The 15,672-nt window shown below is 73.0% G+C and carries 13 protein-coding genes and 2 pseudogenes; 10 read left to right on the top strand and 5 right to left on the bottom strand.

Going from position 1 to position 15,672, the window contains the following annotated elements:
• Nucleotides 1-85: 85 nt before the first annotated feature.
• Nucleotides 86-739, top strand: a pseudogene (locus AC5K6T_RS22625) (potassium channel family protein); the annotation flags it as partial.
• 125 nt (nucleotides 740-864) lie between these two features.
• Here AC5K6T_RS22625 and AC5K6T_RS22620 read toward each other — a convergent pair.
• Together AC5K6T_RS22620 and AC5K6T_RS22615 are read right to left on the bottom strand one after the other, a co-directional pair.
• Nucleotides 865-1,713 (bottom strand): ABC transporter permease, encoded by an 849-nt coding sequence (locus tag AC5K6T_RS22620; RefSeq protein WP_493211658.1) that lies wholly within the window; start codon nucleotides 1,711-1,713, stop codon nucleotides 865-867.
• Nucleotides 1,710-2,729 (bottom strand): ATP-binding cassette domain-containing protein, encoded by a 1,020-nt coding sequence (locus AC5K6T_RS22615; RefSeq protein ID WP_493211656.1) that lies wholly within the window; start codon nucleotides 2,727-2,729, stop codon nucleotides 1,710-1,712. The genes AC5K6T_RS22620 and AC5K6T_RS22615 overlap by 4 nt, the downstream gene beginning before the upstream one ends.
• A gap of 328 nt (nucleotides 2,730-3,057) precedes the next feature.
• Between AC5K6T_RS22615 and AC5K6T_RS22610 the strand changes: the two are divergent.
• The 5 genes and pseudogenes from AC5K6T_RS22610 to AC5K6T_RS22590 all read left to right on the top strand — a co-directional run.
• Nucleotides 3,058-3,192: pseudogene (locus tag AC5K6T_RS22610) on the top strand (NAD(P)H-quinone oxidoreductase); the annotation flags it as partial.
• A gap of 314 nt (nucleotides 3,193-3,506) precedes the next feature.
• The gene (locus AC5K6T_RS22605) at nucleotides 3,507-3,686 is read left to right on the top strand and encodes a hypothetical protein (RefSeq protein ID WP_493212227.1); all 180 of its coding nucleotides are present in this window, start codon (nucleotides 3,507-3,509) and stop codon (nucleotides 3,684-3,686) included.
• Nucleotides 3,655-3,792, top strand: coding sequence for a DUF7848 domain-containing protein (locus AC5K6T_RS22600; RefSeq protein ID WP_493212186.1), 138 nt, complete (start codon nucleotides 3,655-3,657; stop codon nucleotides 3,790-3,792). The genes AC5K6T_RS22605 and AC5K6T_RS22600 overlap by 32 nt, the downstream gene beginning before the upstream one ends.
• Nucleotides 3,793-3,805: 13 nt before the next feature.
• Nucleotides 3,806-4,612 (top strand): phosphotransferase family protein, encoded by an 807-nt coding sequence (locus AC5K6T_RS22595; protein WP_493211654.1) that lies wholly within the window; start codon nucleotides 3,806-3,808, stop codon nucleotides 4,610-4,612.
• Nucleotides 4,613-4,690: 78 nt separating this feature from the next.
• On the top strand, nucleotides 4,691-5,671 hold the full coding sequence (locus AC5K6T_RS22590; protein ID WP_493211652.1) for an NAD(P)H-quinone oxidoreductase: 981 nt from the start codon (nucleotides 4,691-4,693) through the stop codon (nucleotides 5,669-5,671).
• Nucleotides 5,672-5,864: 193 nt separating this feature from the next.
• Here the strand turns inward: AC5K6T_RS22590 and AC5K6T_RS22585 are convergent, their stop codons facing one another.
• The gene (locus AC5K6T_RS22585) at nucleotides 5,865-6,794 is read right to left on the bottom strand and encodes a hypothetical protein (RefSeq protein WP_493211650.1); all 930 of its coding nucleotides are present in this window, start codon (nucleotides 6,792-6,794) and stop codon (nucleotides 5,865-5,867) included.
• 299 nt (nucleotides 6,795-7,093) lie between these two features.
• On the opposite strand from AC5K6T_RS22585, the gene AC5K6T_RS22580 reads away from it, so the two are divergent.
• Nucleotides 7,094-7,636: a bacterial proteasome activator family protein gene (locus AC5K6T_RS22580; RefSeq protein WP_493211648.1), complete on the top strand. Its 543-nt coding sequence runs from the start codon at nucleotides 7,094-7,096 to the stop codon at nucleotides 7,634-7,636.
• A 506-nt stretch (nucleotides 7,637-8,142) separates the two neighbouring features.
• Here the strand turns inward: AC5K6T_RS22580 and AC5K6T_RS22575 are convergent.
• Nucleotides 8,143-9,849 carry a protein kinase domain-containing protein gene (locus AC5K6T_RS22575; RefSeq protein WP_493211647.1) on the bottom strand — a complete coding sequence of 569 codons (1,707 nt, stop codon included), beginning with the start codon at nucleotides 9,847-9,849 and terminating at the stop codon, nucleotides 8,143-8,145.
• Between the two features lie 356 nt (nucleotides 9,850-10,205).
• Here AC5K6T_RS22575 and AC5K6T_RS22570 point away from each other — a divergent pair, with 356 nt between their 5' ends.
• Nucleotides 10,206-11,807, top strand: a complete 1,602-nt coding sequence (locus AC5K6T_RS22570; protein WP_493211645.1) for a protein kinase domain-containing protein — start codon at nucleotides 10,206-10,208, stop codon at nucleotides 11,805-11,807.
• 619 nt (nucleotides 11,808-12,426) lie between these two features.
• Here AC5K6T_RS22570 and AC5K6T_RS22565 read toward each other — a convergent pair.
• On the bottom strand, nucleotides 12,427-13,119 hold the full coding sequence (locus AC5K6T_RS22565) for a response regulator (protein ID WP_493211644.1): 693 nt from the start codon (nucleotides 13,117-13,119) through the stop codon (nucleotides 12,427-12,429).
• Between the two features lie 380 nt (nucleotides 13,120-13,499).
• Here AC5K6T_RS22565 and pdhA point away from each other — a divergent pair, with 380 nt between their 5' ends.
• Nucleotides 13,500-14,687 (top strand): pyruvate dehydrogenase (acetyl-transferring) E1 component subunit alpha, encoded by a 1,188-nt coding sequence (gene pdhA, locus AC5K6T_RS22560; RefSeq protein WP_493211643.1) that lies wholly within the window; start codon nucleotides 13,500-13,502, stop codon nucleotides 14,685-14,687.
• A 1-nt stretch (nucleotide 14,688) separates the two neighbouring features.
• Entirely contained in the window at nucleotides 14,689-15,669 is a 981-nt protein-coding gene (locus AC5K6T_RS22555; RefSeq protein ID WP_493211641.1) for an alpha-ketoacid dehydrogenase subunit beta, read from the top strand.
• Nucleotides 15,670-15,672: the final 3 nt, after the last annotated feature.

Raw genomic sequence — 15,672 nt, 5'->3', positions numbered from 1 at the left:
GAAAACTCTGCACCATGGTCGCGGGGCGGGTCACGTGCGCGTGCGCACAACACGTCCCCCCGCGGGATTCAGTCGAGGAGGCCTTGTGCGTGACCACACCGTCGTCGTCGGATTCGGTACGAAGGGACGTACCGCGATCCGGACCGTCTGCGCGGCGGGGCTGCGGAAGAACCAGGTGGCCGTGATCGACCCGAGCGCGAAGGCGGTCGCGGCCGCGGCGGCGGAGGGCTTCGAGGCGGTGGTGGGGGACGCCACCCGCAGCGATGTGCTGCGCCAGGCCGAGGTGCAGCGCGCGAAGAAGATCATCGTGGCGACGCAGCGGGACGACACCGCCGTGCTGGTGGTGCTCACCGCCCGTCAGCTCAACCCGTCGGCGACGATCGTGGCCGCCGTCCGCGAGGAGGAGAACGCCCCGCTGCTGCGGCAGTCAGGAGCCGACGAGGTCGTCACCGGCGCGAGCGCGGCCGGACGGCTGCTCGGGGTGTCCGCCCTGAGCCCGGCCGCGGGCCTGGTCATGGAGGACCTGATGCGGCAGGGCAGCGGCCTGGAGATGATCGAACGGCCGGTCACCAAGGCCGAGTCGGGGCATCCGCCGCGCGAACTGCCGCAGCCGGTCGTCAGCGTCGTCCGCGGACACCGGGTGCTGGCGTACGACGACCCGGCCGTCGGTGTGCTGGAGCCGACGGACCGGATCGTGGTGATCGTGCGCGCCCAGGAGAGCGGCGCCGCGGGTGGCTGAGCGGCGGGTGGCTGAGCGGCGGGTGGCCGGAGCGGACCGTTGAGCGGCCGCCCGGCCGGGTAGGGTCGCCCGCCCGGAGCGGGACGGCGGCCCGCCCGGGTACGGCGGGCCGCCCGGCGGGGGTGTCACTTGCGGTTGTACAGCCGCATCGTGACCGGGCCGAAGACCAGCACGAGCAGCACGGCCCAGCCGAGGGACCAGGCGACGTCGGCGGCCGGCCAGTGACCGGCCATCAGCTCGCGCACGGCGGAGGCGAGGTGGGTGACGGGACTGTTGTTGACGAAGGCCTGGAGCCAGCCGGGCATGGTGCGGGGGTCGACGAACACGTTGGACAGGAACGTCAACGGGAAGATCACCATCATGCTGACGCCCATCACCGACTTCTCGGAACGCAGCAGCAGCCCGAACATCGTCCAGATCCACGAGAACGCGAACGAGAACACGATCAGCAGCGCCACTCCGGCGGCCACGCCGCCCACCCCGCCGTCCGGGCGGTAGCCGAGGAGCAGGCCGACCGCCAGCATCACGGCGGACGCGATCGTGTAGCGCAGGGCGTCACCGAGCAGGTAGCCGACCATCGTCGACGGCCGCCAGATCGGCAGGGACCGGAAGCGGTCGAAGACGCCCTTCTCGATGTCGGTGTTCACCGAGACGCCCGTGTACATGGTGATCATCACGACCGACATCACGAGGATGCCCGGCAGCAGGAACTGGATGTACTCCTTCGGCGATCCGGCCAGCGCCCCGCCGAAGAGGTACGTGTACATCAGCACCATCATGATCGGGAACGCGGTGACGTCGAAGAGCTGCTCCGGCACGTGCTTGATCTTCAGGATCGCGCGCCAGCCGAAGGTCAGGGACGCGGACCAGGCACTCGGCCGGGCCGGGCGCTGACCGGCCACGAGCAGCGCGGCGAGCGACTCGGCGCTGACGGGGGCGAGTTCCCGGGTCTCGGTGGTGGACGTGGTGCTCATGCCGCTGCCTCGCCTTCGGTGTCGCGCGGAGTGCGGGGCGCTCGGGTGCCGTGCCCGGTCAGCGCGAGGAAGACCTCGTCCAGGCTGGGCTGGCCGAGGGAGAAGTTGTCGACGGTGATGCCGCCGCGGGCCAGTTCGGCGAGCGCGCGGGAGGCCTGCTCCGCGGCGCTCCGGCCGTCCGCCGCGCCGGTGCCGGCCCGGGCCGTCAGCGCGACGGGGTCGGGTTCGAGCTGGACGTCGGCGTCCAGGGCCAGCCGCAGGACGCGCTCGGCCTCCGGGCGCTGTGCCGGGTCGCGCAGCCGCAGGTGGACCGATCCGGCACCGACGGAGGCCTTCAGTTCGCCCTTGGTGCCCTCCGCGATCACCCTGCCCTGGTCGATCACCGCGATCCGGGACGCCAGCTGGTCGGCCTCGTCCAGGTACTGCGTGGTCAGCAGGACGGTGGTGCCCTGGGCGACCACGGCCCGCACGATGTCCCACACCTGGTTGCGGCTGCGCGGGTCCAGGCCCGTCGTCGGCTCGTCGAGGAACAGCAGGTCGGGCGTGTTGAGGATGGACGCGGCGATGTCGATCCGGCGTCGCATGCCGCCCGAGTAGTTCTTGACCTGTCGGCCGGCGGCCTCGGTGAGCCCGAAGGCCTCCAGCAGCTGGGCCGACCGCTCGCGCGCCGCCTTCCTGCCGTGACCGAGGAGCCGGCCGAGCAGCACCAGGTTCTCGGTGCCGGTGAGGTCCTCGTCGACCGACGCGTACTGTCCGGTGAGGCTGACCCGGCCGCGTACCGTGTCGGCCTCGCGTACGACGTCGTGGCCGAAGACGTGGGCCTCGCCGCCGTCCGGCCTGAGCAGCGTGGCGAGCACCTTGACGGTGGTCGTCTTTCCCGCGCCGTTCGGGCCGAGCACGCCGTAGACCGTGCCCGCGGGCACCGCCAGGTCGACTCCGTCGACCGCTCTGGTCTCGCCGAAGGTCTTGACCAGGCCCGCGGTCTCGATGGCCAGACCGGACGTCTGCTGGCTCATGGTGGGTCGTCCTTCCGCGTATGGGGTTACGCAGGGGAGACCTTCACGGTGCCGCAAATTCATCGCAGGCGCATCGGGATTTCCCCGGGGACGGGGCGTGCCCGCGCCGGCGGCCGCTGCGGGCACGCCCCGTCCCGCGCCGACGGTGTCCCCGGGCCTGCGGCGACGGGCCCGGGACGCGGGCCGTGTGGCCGGCGCCCGGCGCGGGACCCGGGTGCGGCGGGCGCCGGACCCGTGGTGCCGGGCGTGCGGTGACCGGGGTGGGAGGAGGGGCGCGGGGCGCGGGGCGCGCGGTGCGGGGGCGGCACGGGCGAGTAGCGTCCGGTGCATGCATGCGATCACGATTCCCGGACCCGGCGGTCCCGACGCACTGGTCTGGGCGGAGGTGGCCGACCCGGTGCCCGGACCGGGCGAAGTGCTCGTCGACGTGGCGGCCAGCGCCGTCAACCGGGCCGACATCCTTTCGAGCGTAGACCCAAAGTCCGACTCTGTGAGTGCGTGATTACGGACAGCAGCACCCGCAGACGAAGGGGACGGCAACACCATGACCGACCGGCCGACGAACCCCGCCCGACCGCGCGGCGTAGAGGAGCTGGCGGCGGCAGTGCCCATGCCGGACCTTGAGCCCGTGGCGCATCCTGACTGCCGCGTGTGCTTCGCGGCGGACCGGGGCCGGACGGTCGCACGGACACAGGGGGCACCCCAGCGCGTTGCCGACTTCAACCGGGTGATCACTGGGCACCCGCACCGGGCCGACCAGGGCGAGGGGGCGGAGCGGTGACCGCGAACGCCCCGGAACGCTCGCCGCATCCCCGACCGGATGACCAGCCGGACGACGAAGCACCTACCGGCAACACGTTGGCCGAACGGGTGGAGGAGTTGGGGGCTGCAATTGAAGAGCACTTCAAGGAACTGGCAGGCGCTGATGGGACACCGATTCCGACGCTTTCGCGTTGAGGCAGACTGCGAACCCGACGCAGAACCCCAGACGCACGCCATGCAGTGCGCCGTATGCGGCGAATCCCCTTCACGCGCTGCGGGGCCCGTGTGGGCCGTCGTGTGAGAGTCTGGGGACCGTGGCGACTCAGCGAATGTCATTCGATGATCTACCGTCCCCCGTACTTGCTGGGGTTGAATCTCGCGCCGGGGAAATCATCAAGACCGAAACGGTACGGCAAGGCTTCAATAGCGAAATCGCGGCGCGAATCTTCACCGCTGGCGGTTCCTTCTTCGTCAAGGGCTTGAGAACCGACCACAAGCGCGTATGGACTCAGCGCCGGGAAGCCGAAGTAAACCCGTACCTCCGAGGAATCGCGCCCGCGCTTCTCTGGCAGGTGGAAGACGCCGGATGGGTGCTCCTGGGGTTTGAGGTACTGGACGGCCACCACGCCGACTACTCGGCAGGTTCGCCGGACCTCCCCAAAGTGGCCGATCTTCTGTGCCGACTGGGGGAAGTCCCCTGCCCCGAAATCGAGTTGCGGCAGGCGGAACAACGTCTTGAGGGGTACGCGGCCAAGCCGTCCGACGTTGCGCACTTCGCGGGCAACTCCCTGCTTCACACAGACCTGAACAACGAGAACGTCATGGTGGACGGCTCCGCCTTTCTCGTTGACTGGGCTTGGGCAACACGCGGTGCCGCATGGTTGGACGCTGCCCACTGGACGGTGTGGCTCATGGCGGCAGGCAAGCAAGAGCCCCAGTCGGCCGAAGCATGGGCGGCACGTGTTCCCGCGTGGCAGACGGCAGCACCGGAAGCCGTGACGGCTTTCTCGCTGGCGACCGCGAATCTGTGGGAGGAAATCGCGGGTGCCGACCCGGACCCGTGGACGGCCACTGTCCTTGACGCTGCCCGACGCTGGGCGGAGTACCGGAAAGCCGTCTGAACGCCCCTCAGCGGCCCCGTCCGTGTATCGGCCCCGGTGACGCATGGGCGGGGCCTTTGTCGTAGGTAGCGTGAGCCCATGCATGCGATCACGATTCCCGAACCCGGCGGTCCCGACGCACTGGTCTGGGCGGAGGTGGCCGACCCGGTGCCCGGACCGGGCGAAGTGCTCGTCGACGTGGCGGCCAGCGCCGTCAACCGGGCCGACATCCTCCAGCGGCGCGGCTTCTACGACCCGCCGCCCGGCGCCTCGCCCTACCCCGGCCTGGAGTGTTCGGGGCGGATCGCCGCGCTCGGCCCCGGCGTCTCCGGCTGGTCCGTCGGCGAGGAGGTGTGTGCGCTGCTGGCGGGCGGCGGGTACGCCGAGAAGGCCGTCGTCCCGGCCGGCCAGCTGCTGCCCGTGCCCAAGGGCCTGTCCCTCACCAGCGCGGCCGCGCTGCCCGAGGTCGCCTGCACGGTCTGGTCGAACGTGTTCCTGACGGCCCACCTGCGGCCCGGCGAGACGCTGCTCGTGCACGGCGGTTCCAGCGGCATCGGCACCATGGCGATCCAGCTCGCCAAGGCCGTCGGCGCGAAGGTCGCCGTCACGGCGGGCAGCGCCGAGAAGCTGCGGCGGTGCGCCGCGCTGGGCGCCGACGTCCTGGTCAACTACCGGGAGCAGGACTTCGTCGCCGAGATCGCCGAGGCCACCGACGGCGCCGGGGCCGACGTCATCCTCGACAACATGGGCGCCGCGTACCTGGACCGCAACATCCAGGCCCTCGCCGTCAACGGCCGCCTCGCGATCATCGGCATGCAGGGCGGCACCAAGGGCGAGCTGAACATCGGCGCGCTGCTCCACAAGCGCGCCGCGGTCACCGCCACCTCGCTGCGGGCGCGCCCGCTGGAGGAGAAGGCCACCATCGTCGCGGCCGTCCGCGAACACGTCTGGCCGCTGATCGACGCCGGGCACGTGAGCCCCGTGGTCGACCGCGAGCTGCCGATGAGGGACGCCGCGGAGGGACACCGGGTGGTCGAGGAGAGCGGGCACGTGGGCAAGGTGCTGCTGGTCGCGGACTGACGCGGTCAGGGCCGGCCGGCCGGCCGGGCCGCGGGCCGTGGGCCGAGCGTCCGCACGGCCGGCGTGCCCGCCCGGCCGCGGGGCCGTCCGCGGGAGTGGGGCCCTATGCGGGAGTGGGGCCGTACGCCGCAGTGGGGCCGCTGTGCGCCGGGCCCGGGGTGGACGCCCGCCCGTACGCGTACGGCCGTACGGGCTATCCGCGTCGCAGCCGCAGGCCGACGAAGGCCAGGCCCAGGCCGAGGCCGATCAGCACCAGCCCGCTGCCGAGCGGCAGCACCTGCAGGACGGGTTCGGCCGGTTCGACGGCCCGCCCGCCCGCGGGCGGCGTGGCGGCCTGCCGGGCCGGGGGCGCCGAGGGCCATGCGGTGGGGGCCTGCGGCAGGGCGGCCCCGGAGCCGTCCTCCTCGCCCGCGGCGGGCGCCGACGGGACGGTGTCCGGGTCGCGTCCTGCAGCCGCCCCCGGCGGGGTCTCCCCGGCCGGTCCCGTGTCCGGGGAGACCCCGGGGGTGTCCTGGGCGCCCGCGGGCCCCTCGGTCCGCACCGCGGCGCCGCCGTCCGTTCCCTGCGCGGTCCGCCGCTCGTCCGTGCCGGAGCCGGTGTCCTCCCGCGTGACCGCTCCGTCCGGTGTCCGCTGCGCCCGTCCGGGTGTCCGGCCGGTCTCCTCGATTCCCGTCCCGGGGTCCGCGTCCTCCTTGTCTTCCTTGTCTTCCTTGTCTCCCTTCCGCCCGGGCAGCCTCCGCCCTTCCCCGGCCCGGCTCCCGGCCCGGGACGGATCGCCGGACGGCGCGACGACGGGGCCGGCGGACGGCCCGTGCGGGGCGGACCGGTGAGTGGTGGGAGGAGCGGAGGCCGGTCCGTGAGCGGCGGGCGGGGACGCGGTGGTGGCGCCGTGACCGGAGACCCCGGGCCGGGCGGGCCGGGCCGAGGACGCGGCGGGGTCCCCGCCCGGGCCGTTCCGGGCGGGCGGCGCGACGGTGTGCGCGGCGGTCCCGCCGGCCCGGCCGCCGGGTCCCCCGGGCCCGGCGGGCCCGGCGACGGCGGCCCCGGGGACCGCGACCACGCCGGCCACCAGGGCGACCGGCACCACCCCCCACACCCTCACCCTCCACGACCAGCGACTCACCCCTCCAGGCTCACACCGGCTCCCCGCCCCGGCATGTCGGACTCCGCCACCCTGCCGACCCGCCGCCCAGCCGAGCGTCGCCGCCGAGCCCCGGCCGGTCCCGCCCGGCGGCCCCCGCCCGCCCCGGCGCCACGCCCCCGCCACGCCCCCGCCAGGACGCCCGCCAGGACGCCCGCCAGGACGCCCGCCAGGACGCCCGGCGGGTGCCTCGCCCCGAACCCCCGCCCGGGAAAACGGTGGATCACCCTCCACGGGGGGCACCACGATGATGAGCTGTAGGGGTGCGAGAGAATGGCGGCATGGAGATGCCGAGAAACGAAAGGCCGCCGGAGAAGCCGCAGATCCTGGTCGTGGGCCAGGACGGGATGGCGCTCAGCGGCGGCAACGGAGACGAGGACTCCCGCGAGATCCCGGTGACGGAGCAGGTCGAGCAGCCGGCCAAGGTCATGCGGATCGGCAGCATGATCAAGCAGCTGCTGGAGGAGGTGCGGGCGGCGCCTCTGGACGAGGCCAGCCGGGCCCGGCTCAAGGAGATCCACCGCAGTTCGGTGAAGGAGCTGGAGGACGGCCTGGCACCGGAACTGGTGGAGGAACTGGAGCGCCTCTCCCTGCCGTTCACCGACGGCACGACCCCGTCGGACGCGGAACTGCGCATCGCTCAGGCGCAGTTGGTGGGATGGCTGGAGGGGCTCTTCCACGGCATCCAGACCACGCTGTTCGCCCAGCAGATGGCCGCGCGGGCCCAGTTGGAGCAGATGCGCCGCGCGCTGCCGCCGGGCGTGGGCCACGAGGGCGACGAGCAGGGCATGACAGGCGGCCGCTCCGGCGGGCCCTACCTCTAGCTGGGGCCGCCGGTACCTCCGGCACCGCTGGTACCTCCGGCACCGCTGGTACCTCCGGCACCGCTGGTACCTCCGGTACCGCCGGTACCCACCGCCGGTACCCACCGCTGGGACCGCACCGCCGGTGCCCGCAGGACCGCCCCGTTCACAGCGGGCCGGTCGAGGCCCACCGCGGTCCGTCGCGTGCCCCCGACGGGGCGCGGGGAACCGCGCGACCGGCCACCGCGGTGCCGCGGTCGGCCCGCGTCGTACCGCGGCGTCTCCCGGTGAAGGAGCCCGGCTGTCACCGGTCCCCGGCCCGGACCGTGCGCACTGCGCGGCGCCCGCCGCAGACCGGCGCCGGGCACCCCGGCGGCCGGGCACCGGCACGGCGCCCTCGCCGCGCCCGCCCCACGGACGGGCCCGGCCGCATCACCGCGCGGCCGGGCCCGTCCGTGGGGCCTGCCCGTCAGGTCCGCACCCGGGGCGGACCCCCGGCGGCCGCGGCCCCGCCCGGTGGCGTCACCTCACCCGGCGGGGTAGCCCGTGGAGACGTTCAGCTGGATGTCGCCGGGGTCCGCGGGATCGACGTCCGTGCCGGCCGCGGGGAACTGCTCCAGGACGGTCCCGTCGCCCCACGTGTTGTTGTCGACGTCCTTCTTGGTCAGTTTCCAGCCCGCGGCCTGGAGGCAGGACCGCACCGAGGTGATGTCCTTGAACCGGAAGTCGGGCAGCACCACCTTGTCCGGGTCGTCGTAGGACTCGGACGGCGCGGTGCACTGCGTCGGGTCCATGGTGCGGGAGGTGTCCGGGGCCCGGTAGCCGTCCTTTGGGGAAGCGGACGCGGACACCGAGGCGCTCTCCGCGCCGGCCTTGCCCGCGTCGCCGTTCCGGCCGTCGCCGCCGTTCATCGCCAGCACCGCGACCAGACCGCCGACGGCGAGCACGGCGACCGCGGCCGAGCCGACGATCACCGCGCGGTTGCCGCCGCCTCCGCGGCCGGGCGCGGACGCCTGCTGGGGGCTGACGCCGTACGGCGGCGGCGTCGCCGGCCCGTGCTGGTGCGCCGGGGGGCCCGCGGCGGCGTACGGCCCGCCGTAGCCGCCCTGCTGCGGGTAGCCGTACGCCGGTGACGGCGCGGACGGACCCGACGGCGCCGGGGCCTGTCCCGGAGCAGGGCTCTGCCCCGGAGCCGGGGTGCTGTACGGGTTCGGGGCCGGAGCCGGCTGATACGGCGTCTGCACCGGTCCGGGCGGCGCCGGGGCGGCCTGGTCGACCGGCGGGAACACGGAGGCGCCCACACCCGCCCCGCTCGCGGCCGGCGGGCCGGGCACGATGCTCGGCGCGGCCGGCTGGAGGGAGGCGGCGACCCGCAGGCACTCGTCGCGCATCGCGACCGCGGTCGGGAAGCGTTCGCCGGGGTTCTTCCGCAGCGCGCGGGCGATCAGCGCGTCCACGGCCGGCGGCAGCGCGCGGTTGACGGAGGAGGCCGCCACCGGCTCCTCCTGCACATGCGCGTAGACGATGGCCAGCGGCGCGTCCGCGTCGAACGGCAACCGCCCGGTGACCAGTTGGAACAGCATGATGCCGACCGAGTACAGGTCGGAGCGGGCGTCCACGCCGCGGCCGAGGGCCTGCTCCGGGGACAGGTACTGCGGGGTGCCCACGACCATGCCGGTCTGCGTCATGGAGGTGACGCCCGACTGCATGGCGCGCGCGATGCCGAAGTCCATCACCTTGACCACGCCGCGCCTGGTCACCATCACGTTGCCGGGCTTGATGTCGCGGTGGACCAGCCCCATCTCGTGGCTGATCTCCAGCGCGGCCAGCACGTCCGCGGTCACCTTCAGCGCCTTGTCGGCGGGCATCGCCCCGTGCTGCCGCACGTCCTCGGCGAGTACGGAGCCCAGTGGGCGGCCCTCGACGTACTCCATGACGATGTACGGCGTCGTCATGCCGTCCACGTCGTCCTCGCCGGTGTCGAAGACGGAGACGATGTTGGTGTGGGTGAGCTTGGCCACGGCCTGCGCCTCGCGGCGGAACCGCTCGCGGAACGCGGCCTCGCGGCCCAGTTCGGTGTGCAGCGTCTTGATCGCCACCTGGCGGTCCAGGACACTGTCGTAGGCGAGGTGCACCGCGGCCATGCCGCCCTGGCCGAGCAGATCACGCAGCTGGTAGCGGCCGCCGGCCACCGCGCGTGCCGTGTAGCGGTCCTGTGCGCCGTCCTGGCTCATCGTCTAGCGTCCCCCATCGGCGCCGGCAGCGGCGGCTCGGCGGCCCGCGGCTGCTGTGCTCCCCGTGATCGAAATGAGTTGATCCCGGCCAAGTCTGCCCCAGGGCACCGACACGTCAAGCGCGGTGCCCGTTCCGTGACCGTACGCGAAAGAACCGTCGCGGAAGCGTGACAGCGGCCGTACGGGCGGCTCACAGGATTTGCGCCACGGCCGGAAACCACGGTTTCATGGCCGGTCGGTCTCCTGCCCGCGACGGCGCCGTCCCGGGCTGCCGGCCCGCGCGGAGGCTGTAGCGTGGCCGACGGAGACCGTGACAACACCGCGCGCACCGCGGGCAGAAACGACGGCGAGGACTGATGGCACAGCAGCAGCGCGCCCAGGGCCCGTCCGACCCCGAGGCGACTGGCGGCGGCATGTCGGACGCGCCGGACGCCTGGGGCAACGGAGGGCTCGTCGGGGACGGCCGGTACCGGCTGACCCGCAGGCTCGGCCGGGGCGGCATGGCGGAGGTGTTCGCCGCCGAGGACGTGCGGCTCGGCCGCACCGTCGCCGTCAAACTGCTCCGCGCCGACCTCGCCGAGGACCCCGTCTCCAAGGCCCGCTTCACCCGTGAGGCGCAGTCCGTCGCCGGGCTCAACCACCATGCGATCGTCGCCGTGTACGACTCCGGCGAGGACCGGATCGGCGGCCAGTCGGTGCCGTACATCGTGATGGAGCTGGTCGAGGGCCGCACCATCCGCGATCTGCTGCTCAACGCCGAGGCGCCCGGCCCCGAACAGGCGCTGATCATCGTCTCGGGGGTGCTGGAGGCGCTCGCCTACTCGCACCAGCACGGCATCGTGCACCGCGACATCAAGCCCGCGAACGTCATCATCACCCACAACGGTGCCGTCAAGGTGATGGACTTCGGCATCGCGCGCGCCCTGCACGGCGCGTCGACGACCATGACGCAGACCGGCATGGTCATGGGCACGCCGCAGTACCTGTCCCCGGAGCAGGCCCTCGGCAAGGCCGTCGACCACCGCTCCGACCTCTACGCGACCGGCTGCCTGCTCTACGAACTCCTCGCGCTGCGCCCGCCGTTCGTCGGCGAGACCCCGCTGGCGGTGGTCTACCAGCATGTGCAGGACATCCCGGTGCCGCCGTCCGAGGTCTCCGACGCCTCGCCGCCGGAGCTGGACGGCCTGGCGATGCGCGCGCTCGCCAAGGACCCCGACGACCGTTTCCAGACCGCCGAGGAGATGCGCGGTCTGGTGCAGTACGCGCTGCAGATGCTCTACGACCAGGGTGGCCACACCGGCACCTGGAACACCGGGCCCGTGATGCTGCACGAGAGCGGGCCCACCGCGGCGATGGGCATGGCCGGCACGACCGTCATGCCGCACGCGACGGACGCCTCGGGCACCACGCAGATCGCCCAGCCGATCCTGCCGCCCTACGGCCACGGCGACGACGGCGGTTTCGAGGGCAACGGCAACCGGGGGAGCGGCCGCGGCAAGCTGTGGATCCTGGCCGTCCTCGCGGTGATCGCGATCGCGGCCGGGGTCGCGCTGGCGCTGCAGAAGGGCGACGGCGGCGGAGCCGGGACCGGGACCTCGCCGACCCCGACGGTGTCGCAGAGCACCGAGGAGGAGACGGCGACCGACGAGCCGACCGACGAGCCGACCGAGGAGCAGCCCACGGACGAGCGCACCGACGACAACGGTGGCGGCGGCTGGGGCTGGACCCCGGACCCGACGCCGACGTGGACGCCGTCCAGCACTCCGACGGAATCGCCGAGCACCGAGCCCACCGACACCGAGCCGACGGACACCGAGCCCACCGACACGGAGCCTACGGACACCGAGCCCACGGACACCGAGCCGACGCCTCCCGCGCCGACCGAGACCGGTGGCGGCGCCGGCGGTGGTGCCGGCGGCGGTGGGGGTGCCGCCGGCGCGGGCACCACGGGCGGCTGAGGCGGCCGACGGCCCCTCCCGGCCCTGGCGTCTTGCGCCCTCTCCGCCGGTGTCTCGCGCCCTCTCCGCTGCTCCGGCCGTCTCCCGGCTGTCTTCCGGCCCGGCTGTCTTCCGGCCGTCTCCCGGCCCGGCTGTCTTCCGGCCGTCTCCCGGCCCGGCCTGCTGACGGCCCGCCGCCGGAGCTCGGCCGGCTCGCTCGCCGTACGGGGGCCACGCGCGCGTGCGGTCCCGCACGGACTCGCCCGCCCAGCCGAAGGCCCCGCTCTCACTCGTCTCACTCGGATGTCCCCCGGGCGGAGCAGCGGCGCCCGCCCGGCCGCGCGCATGAGCTGCGGGCGAACCCGAAGCACGGGGAAGGCCCGAAGCACGGGGAAGGCCCGAAACACGGGGAAGGCCCGAAACACGAGGCAGGTCCGAGACACAGTGAAGGTCCGAGACACGGAGCAGGTCTGATCCGGCACGGGCAGGTCTGATCTCTGATCCGGCAACGCGTTCCGCGGCAGGCGGCACACCTTCGCGGCGCGGTGCGCGGGGCACCGGGAACCGGCGGAACGGCCATGCAGAGGGATTGTCGATTACTGACCGGTTGGTTCAGTCAATTGATGACCGACTGGTTGGTTCAATTCGTTCCCGTCGTTCCCGTCGTTCCGGTCGTTCCGGTCGTTCCCGCCTGCATCCGCGCCACATATGCGGCGGCCTGCGCGCGTCGCTGCATCCCCAGTTTGGACAGCAGGCTGGAGACGTAGTTCTTGATCGTTTTCTCCGCGAGGTGCAGCCGCGCACCGATCTGCCGGTTGGTGAGGCCTTCCCCGATCAGTTCGAGGATGCGGCGCTCCTGCTCGGTCAGACCCGCCAGCCGGTCCGCCCCGCGGCCGCCTCCGGCGCGCAGCCGCTCCAGCACGCGCGCGGTCGCCGCCGGGTCCAGCAGGGACCTCCCGGCGGCCACGTCGCGGACGGCGGTCAGCAGCTCCTCGCCCCGGATGGCCTTGAGCGCGTATCCGGACGCCCCGGCCATGATCGCGTCGAAGAGGGCCTCGTCGTCCGCGTACGAGGTCAGCATCAGGCACCGGACGCCCTCCTCCGCCGAGCGGACCTCGCGGCAGACCTCCACGCCGCTGCCGTCCGGCAGCCGTACGTCCAGGACCGCCACGTCGGGCCGGGCGGCCGGGATGCGCACCAGCGCCTCGGCGGCCGTGCCCGCCTCGCCCACCACCTCGATGTCGTCCTCCCCCGAGAGGAGCTCGCTCACCCCCCGCCGGACGACCTCATGGTCATCCAGAAGGAATACCCGGATTTTTCCGTCTTCGCGCACAGGGTCAGTGTCACACGGCCCAGGTGGCCCCGCTTCGGAAGGACTCTTCCCGCAACCTGGGTCACCGGGATAACGTGCCGTTGTTCCGGCCCCCTGCAAGGCTGTGACCAGGAGATGTTTCCCGGCCTTCGCGATTTACTTGGAAATCCAATCAAAATCGCAGGTCAGGAGGGGTTTCACAGAAATGTGAAGCACTGGGTAACGTGCCTTGTGCAGGGTGCTCGCCGGGGCACCTGTCACGCCTGTCCCCGCCCGCGCCGCACCCACCCCGTGCGTCCGCGGAGAACGCAGGTGAGCCGCCCCCCAGGCACCTGAACCGGAGCCAGGGGGACCCCAGGCACCCGGCGAACCCGGGCAGCCGGACCGACGGAGGAGCACACGTGAGCGTGGAGAGCACGGCCGCGCGCAAGCCGCGAGGCGGCGCCGGAAGCAAGGCCGGCAGCACCGGCACCAAGCGGGCCACCCGCGCGGGCGGCAGGAAGAGCACCGAGCCCGGGCTCGTGCAGCTGCTGACACCCGAGGGCGAGCGCGTCAAGAACGCCGACTACGACGCGTACGTCGCCGGCATCACCCCCGAGGAGCTCCGCGGCCTCTACCGCGACATGGTTCTCACCCGGCGCTTCGACGCCGAGGCGACCTCCCTGCAGCGCCAGGGCGAGCTGGGCCTGTGGGCGTCGCTGCTCGGCCAGGAGGCCGCCCAGATCGGCTCCGGCCGCGCCACCCGCGAGGACGACTACGTCTTCCCGACGTACCGCGAGCACGGCGTCGCCTGGTGCCGCGGCGTCGACCCGGCCAACCTGCTGGGCATGTTCCGCGGCGTGAACAACGGCGGCTGGGACCCCAACAGCAACAACTTCCAGCTCTACACGATCGTCATCGGCTCCCAGACCCTGCACGCCACCGGCTACGCCATGGGCATCGCCAAGGACGGCGCGGACTCCGGGGTCATCGCCTACTTCGGCGACGGCGCCTCCAGCCAGGGCGACGTCAGCGAGGCGTTCAACTTCGCCGCCGTCTACAACGCCCCGGTCGTGTTCTTCTGCCAGAACAACCAGTGGGCGATCTCCGAGTCCAACGAGAAGCAGACCCGTGTGCCGCTGTACCAGCGCGCCCAGGGCTTCGGCTTCCCCGGCGTCCGCGTCGACGGGAACGACGTGCTGGCCACGCTCGCCGTCACCCGATGGGCCCTGGAGCGCGCCCGGCGCGGTGAGGGACCGGCCCTGATCGAGGCGTGGACGTACCGCATGGGCGCCCACACCACCTCCGACGACCCCACCCGCTACCGCCACGACGACGAGCGCCAGGCCTGGGAGGCCAAGGACCCCATCCTGCGCCTGCGCCGGTTCCTCGAGGCCGAGAACCACGCGGACGAGGGATTCTTCGCGGAACTCGAAGCCGAGAGCGAGACGTTGGGCAAGCGAGTGCGCGAGGCGGTCCGCGCCATGCCGGACCCGGACCACTTCGCCATCTTCGAGAACGTGTACGCGGACGGGCACGCGCTCGTCGACGAGGAGCGCGCCCAGTTCGCCGCCTACCAGGCGTCGTTCGCGGACGTGGAGGGGGTCTGACATGGCAGCGGAGAAGATGGCCCTGGCCAAGGCGCTCAACGAGTCGCTGCGCCGCGCCCTGGAGGCCGACCCCAAGGTCCTCGTCATGGGTGAGGACGTCGGCAAGCTCGGCGGCGTGTTCCGGGTGACCGACGGACTGCAGAAGGACTTCGGTGAGGAGCGGGTCATCGACACCCCGCTCGCCGAGTCCGGCATCGTCGGCACCGCCATCGGGCTCGCCCTGCGCGGCTACCGCCCGGTGGTGGAGATCCAGTTCGACGGCTTCGTCTTCCCGGCGTACGACCAGATCGTCACGCAGCTCGCGAAGATGCACGCCCGCTCGCTCGGCACCGTCAGGCTGCCGGTCGTCATCCGCATCCCCTACGGCGGCGGCATCGGCGCCGTCGAGCACCACTCGGAGTCCCCCGAGTCGCTGTTCGCGCACGTGGCGGGCCTGAAGGTGGTCTCCCCGTCGAACGCCTCCGACGCGTACTGGATGATGCAGCAGGCCATCCAGAGCGACGACCCGGTGATCTTCTTCGAGCCGAAGCGGCGCTACTGGGACAAGGCCGAGGTCGACACCGAGGCCATCCCCGGCCCGCTGCACCGGGCGCACGTCGTGCGTGAGGGCACCGACCTGACGCTCGCCGCCTACGGCCCGATGGTCAAGACCTGCCTGGAGGTCGCCGCCGCGGCCGCCGAGGAGGGCAAGTCGCTGGAGGTCCTGGACCTGCGCTCGGTCTCCCCGCTCGACTTCGACGCCGTCCAGGCCTCGGTGGAGAAGACCCGCCGCCTGGTCGTGGTGCACGAGGCCCCGGTGTTCTTCGGCTCGGGCGCCGAGATCGCCGCCCGGATCACCGAGCGCTGCTTCTACCACCTGGAGGCCCCGGTGCTCCGGGTCGGCGGCTACCACGCCCCGTACCCGCCGGCCCGCCTCGAGGAGGAGTACCTGCCGGGCCTGGACCGGGTGCTCGACGCCGTCGACCGCGCCCTGGCGTACTGAGGA

The sequence above is a fragment of the Streptomyces sp. B8-7 genome, from assembly GCF_058833805.1.
Note: the sequence above shows the minus strand (reverse complement) of the source record. Positions and strands in the feature narration are given on the sequence as shown.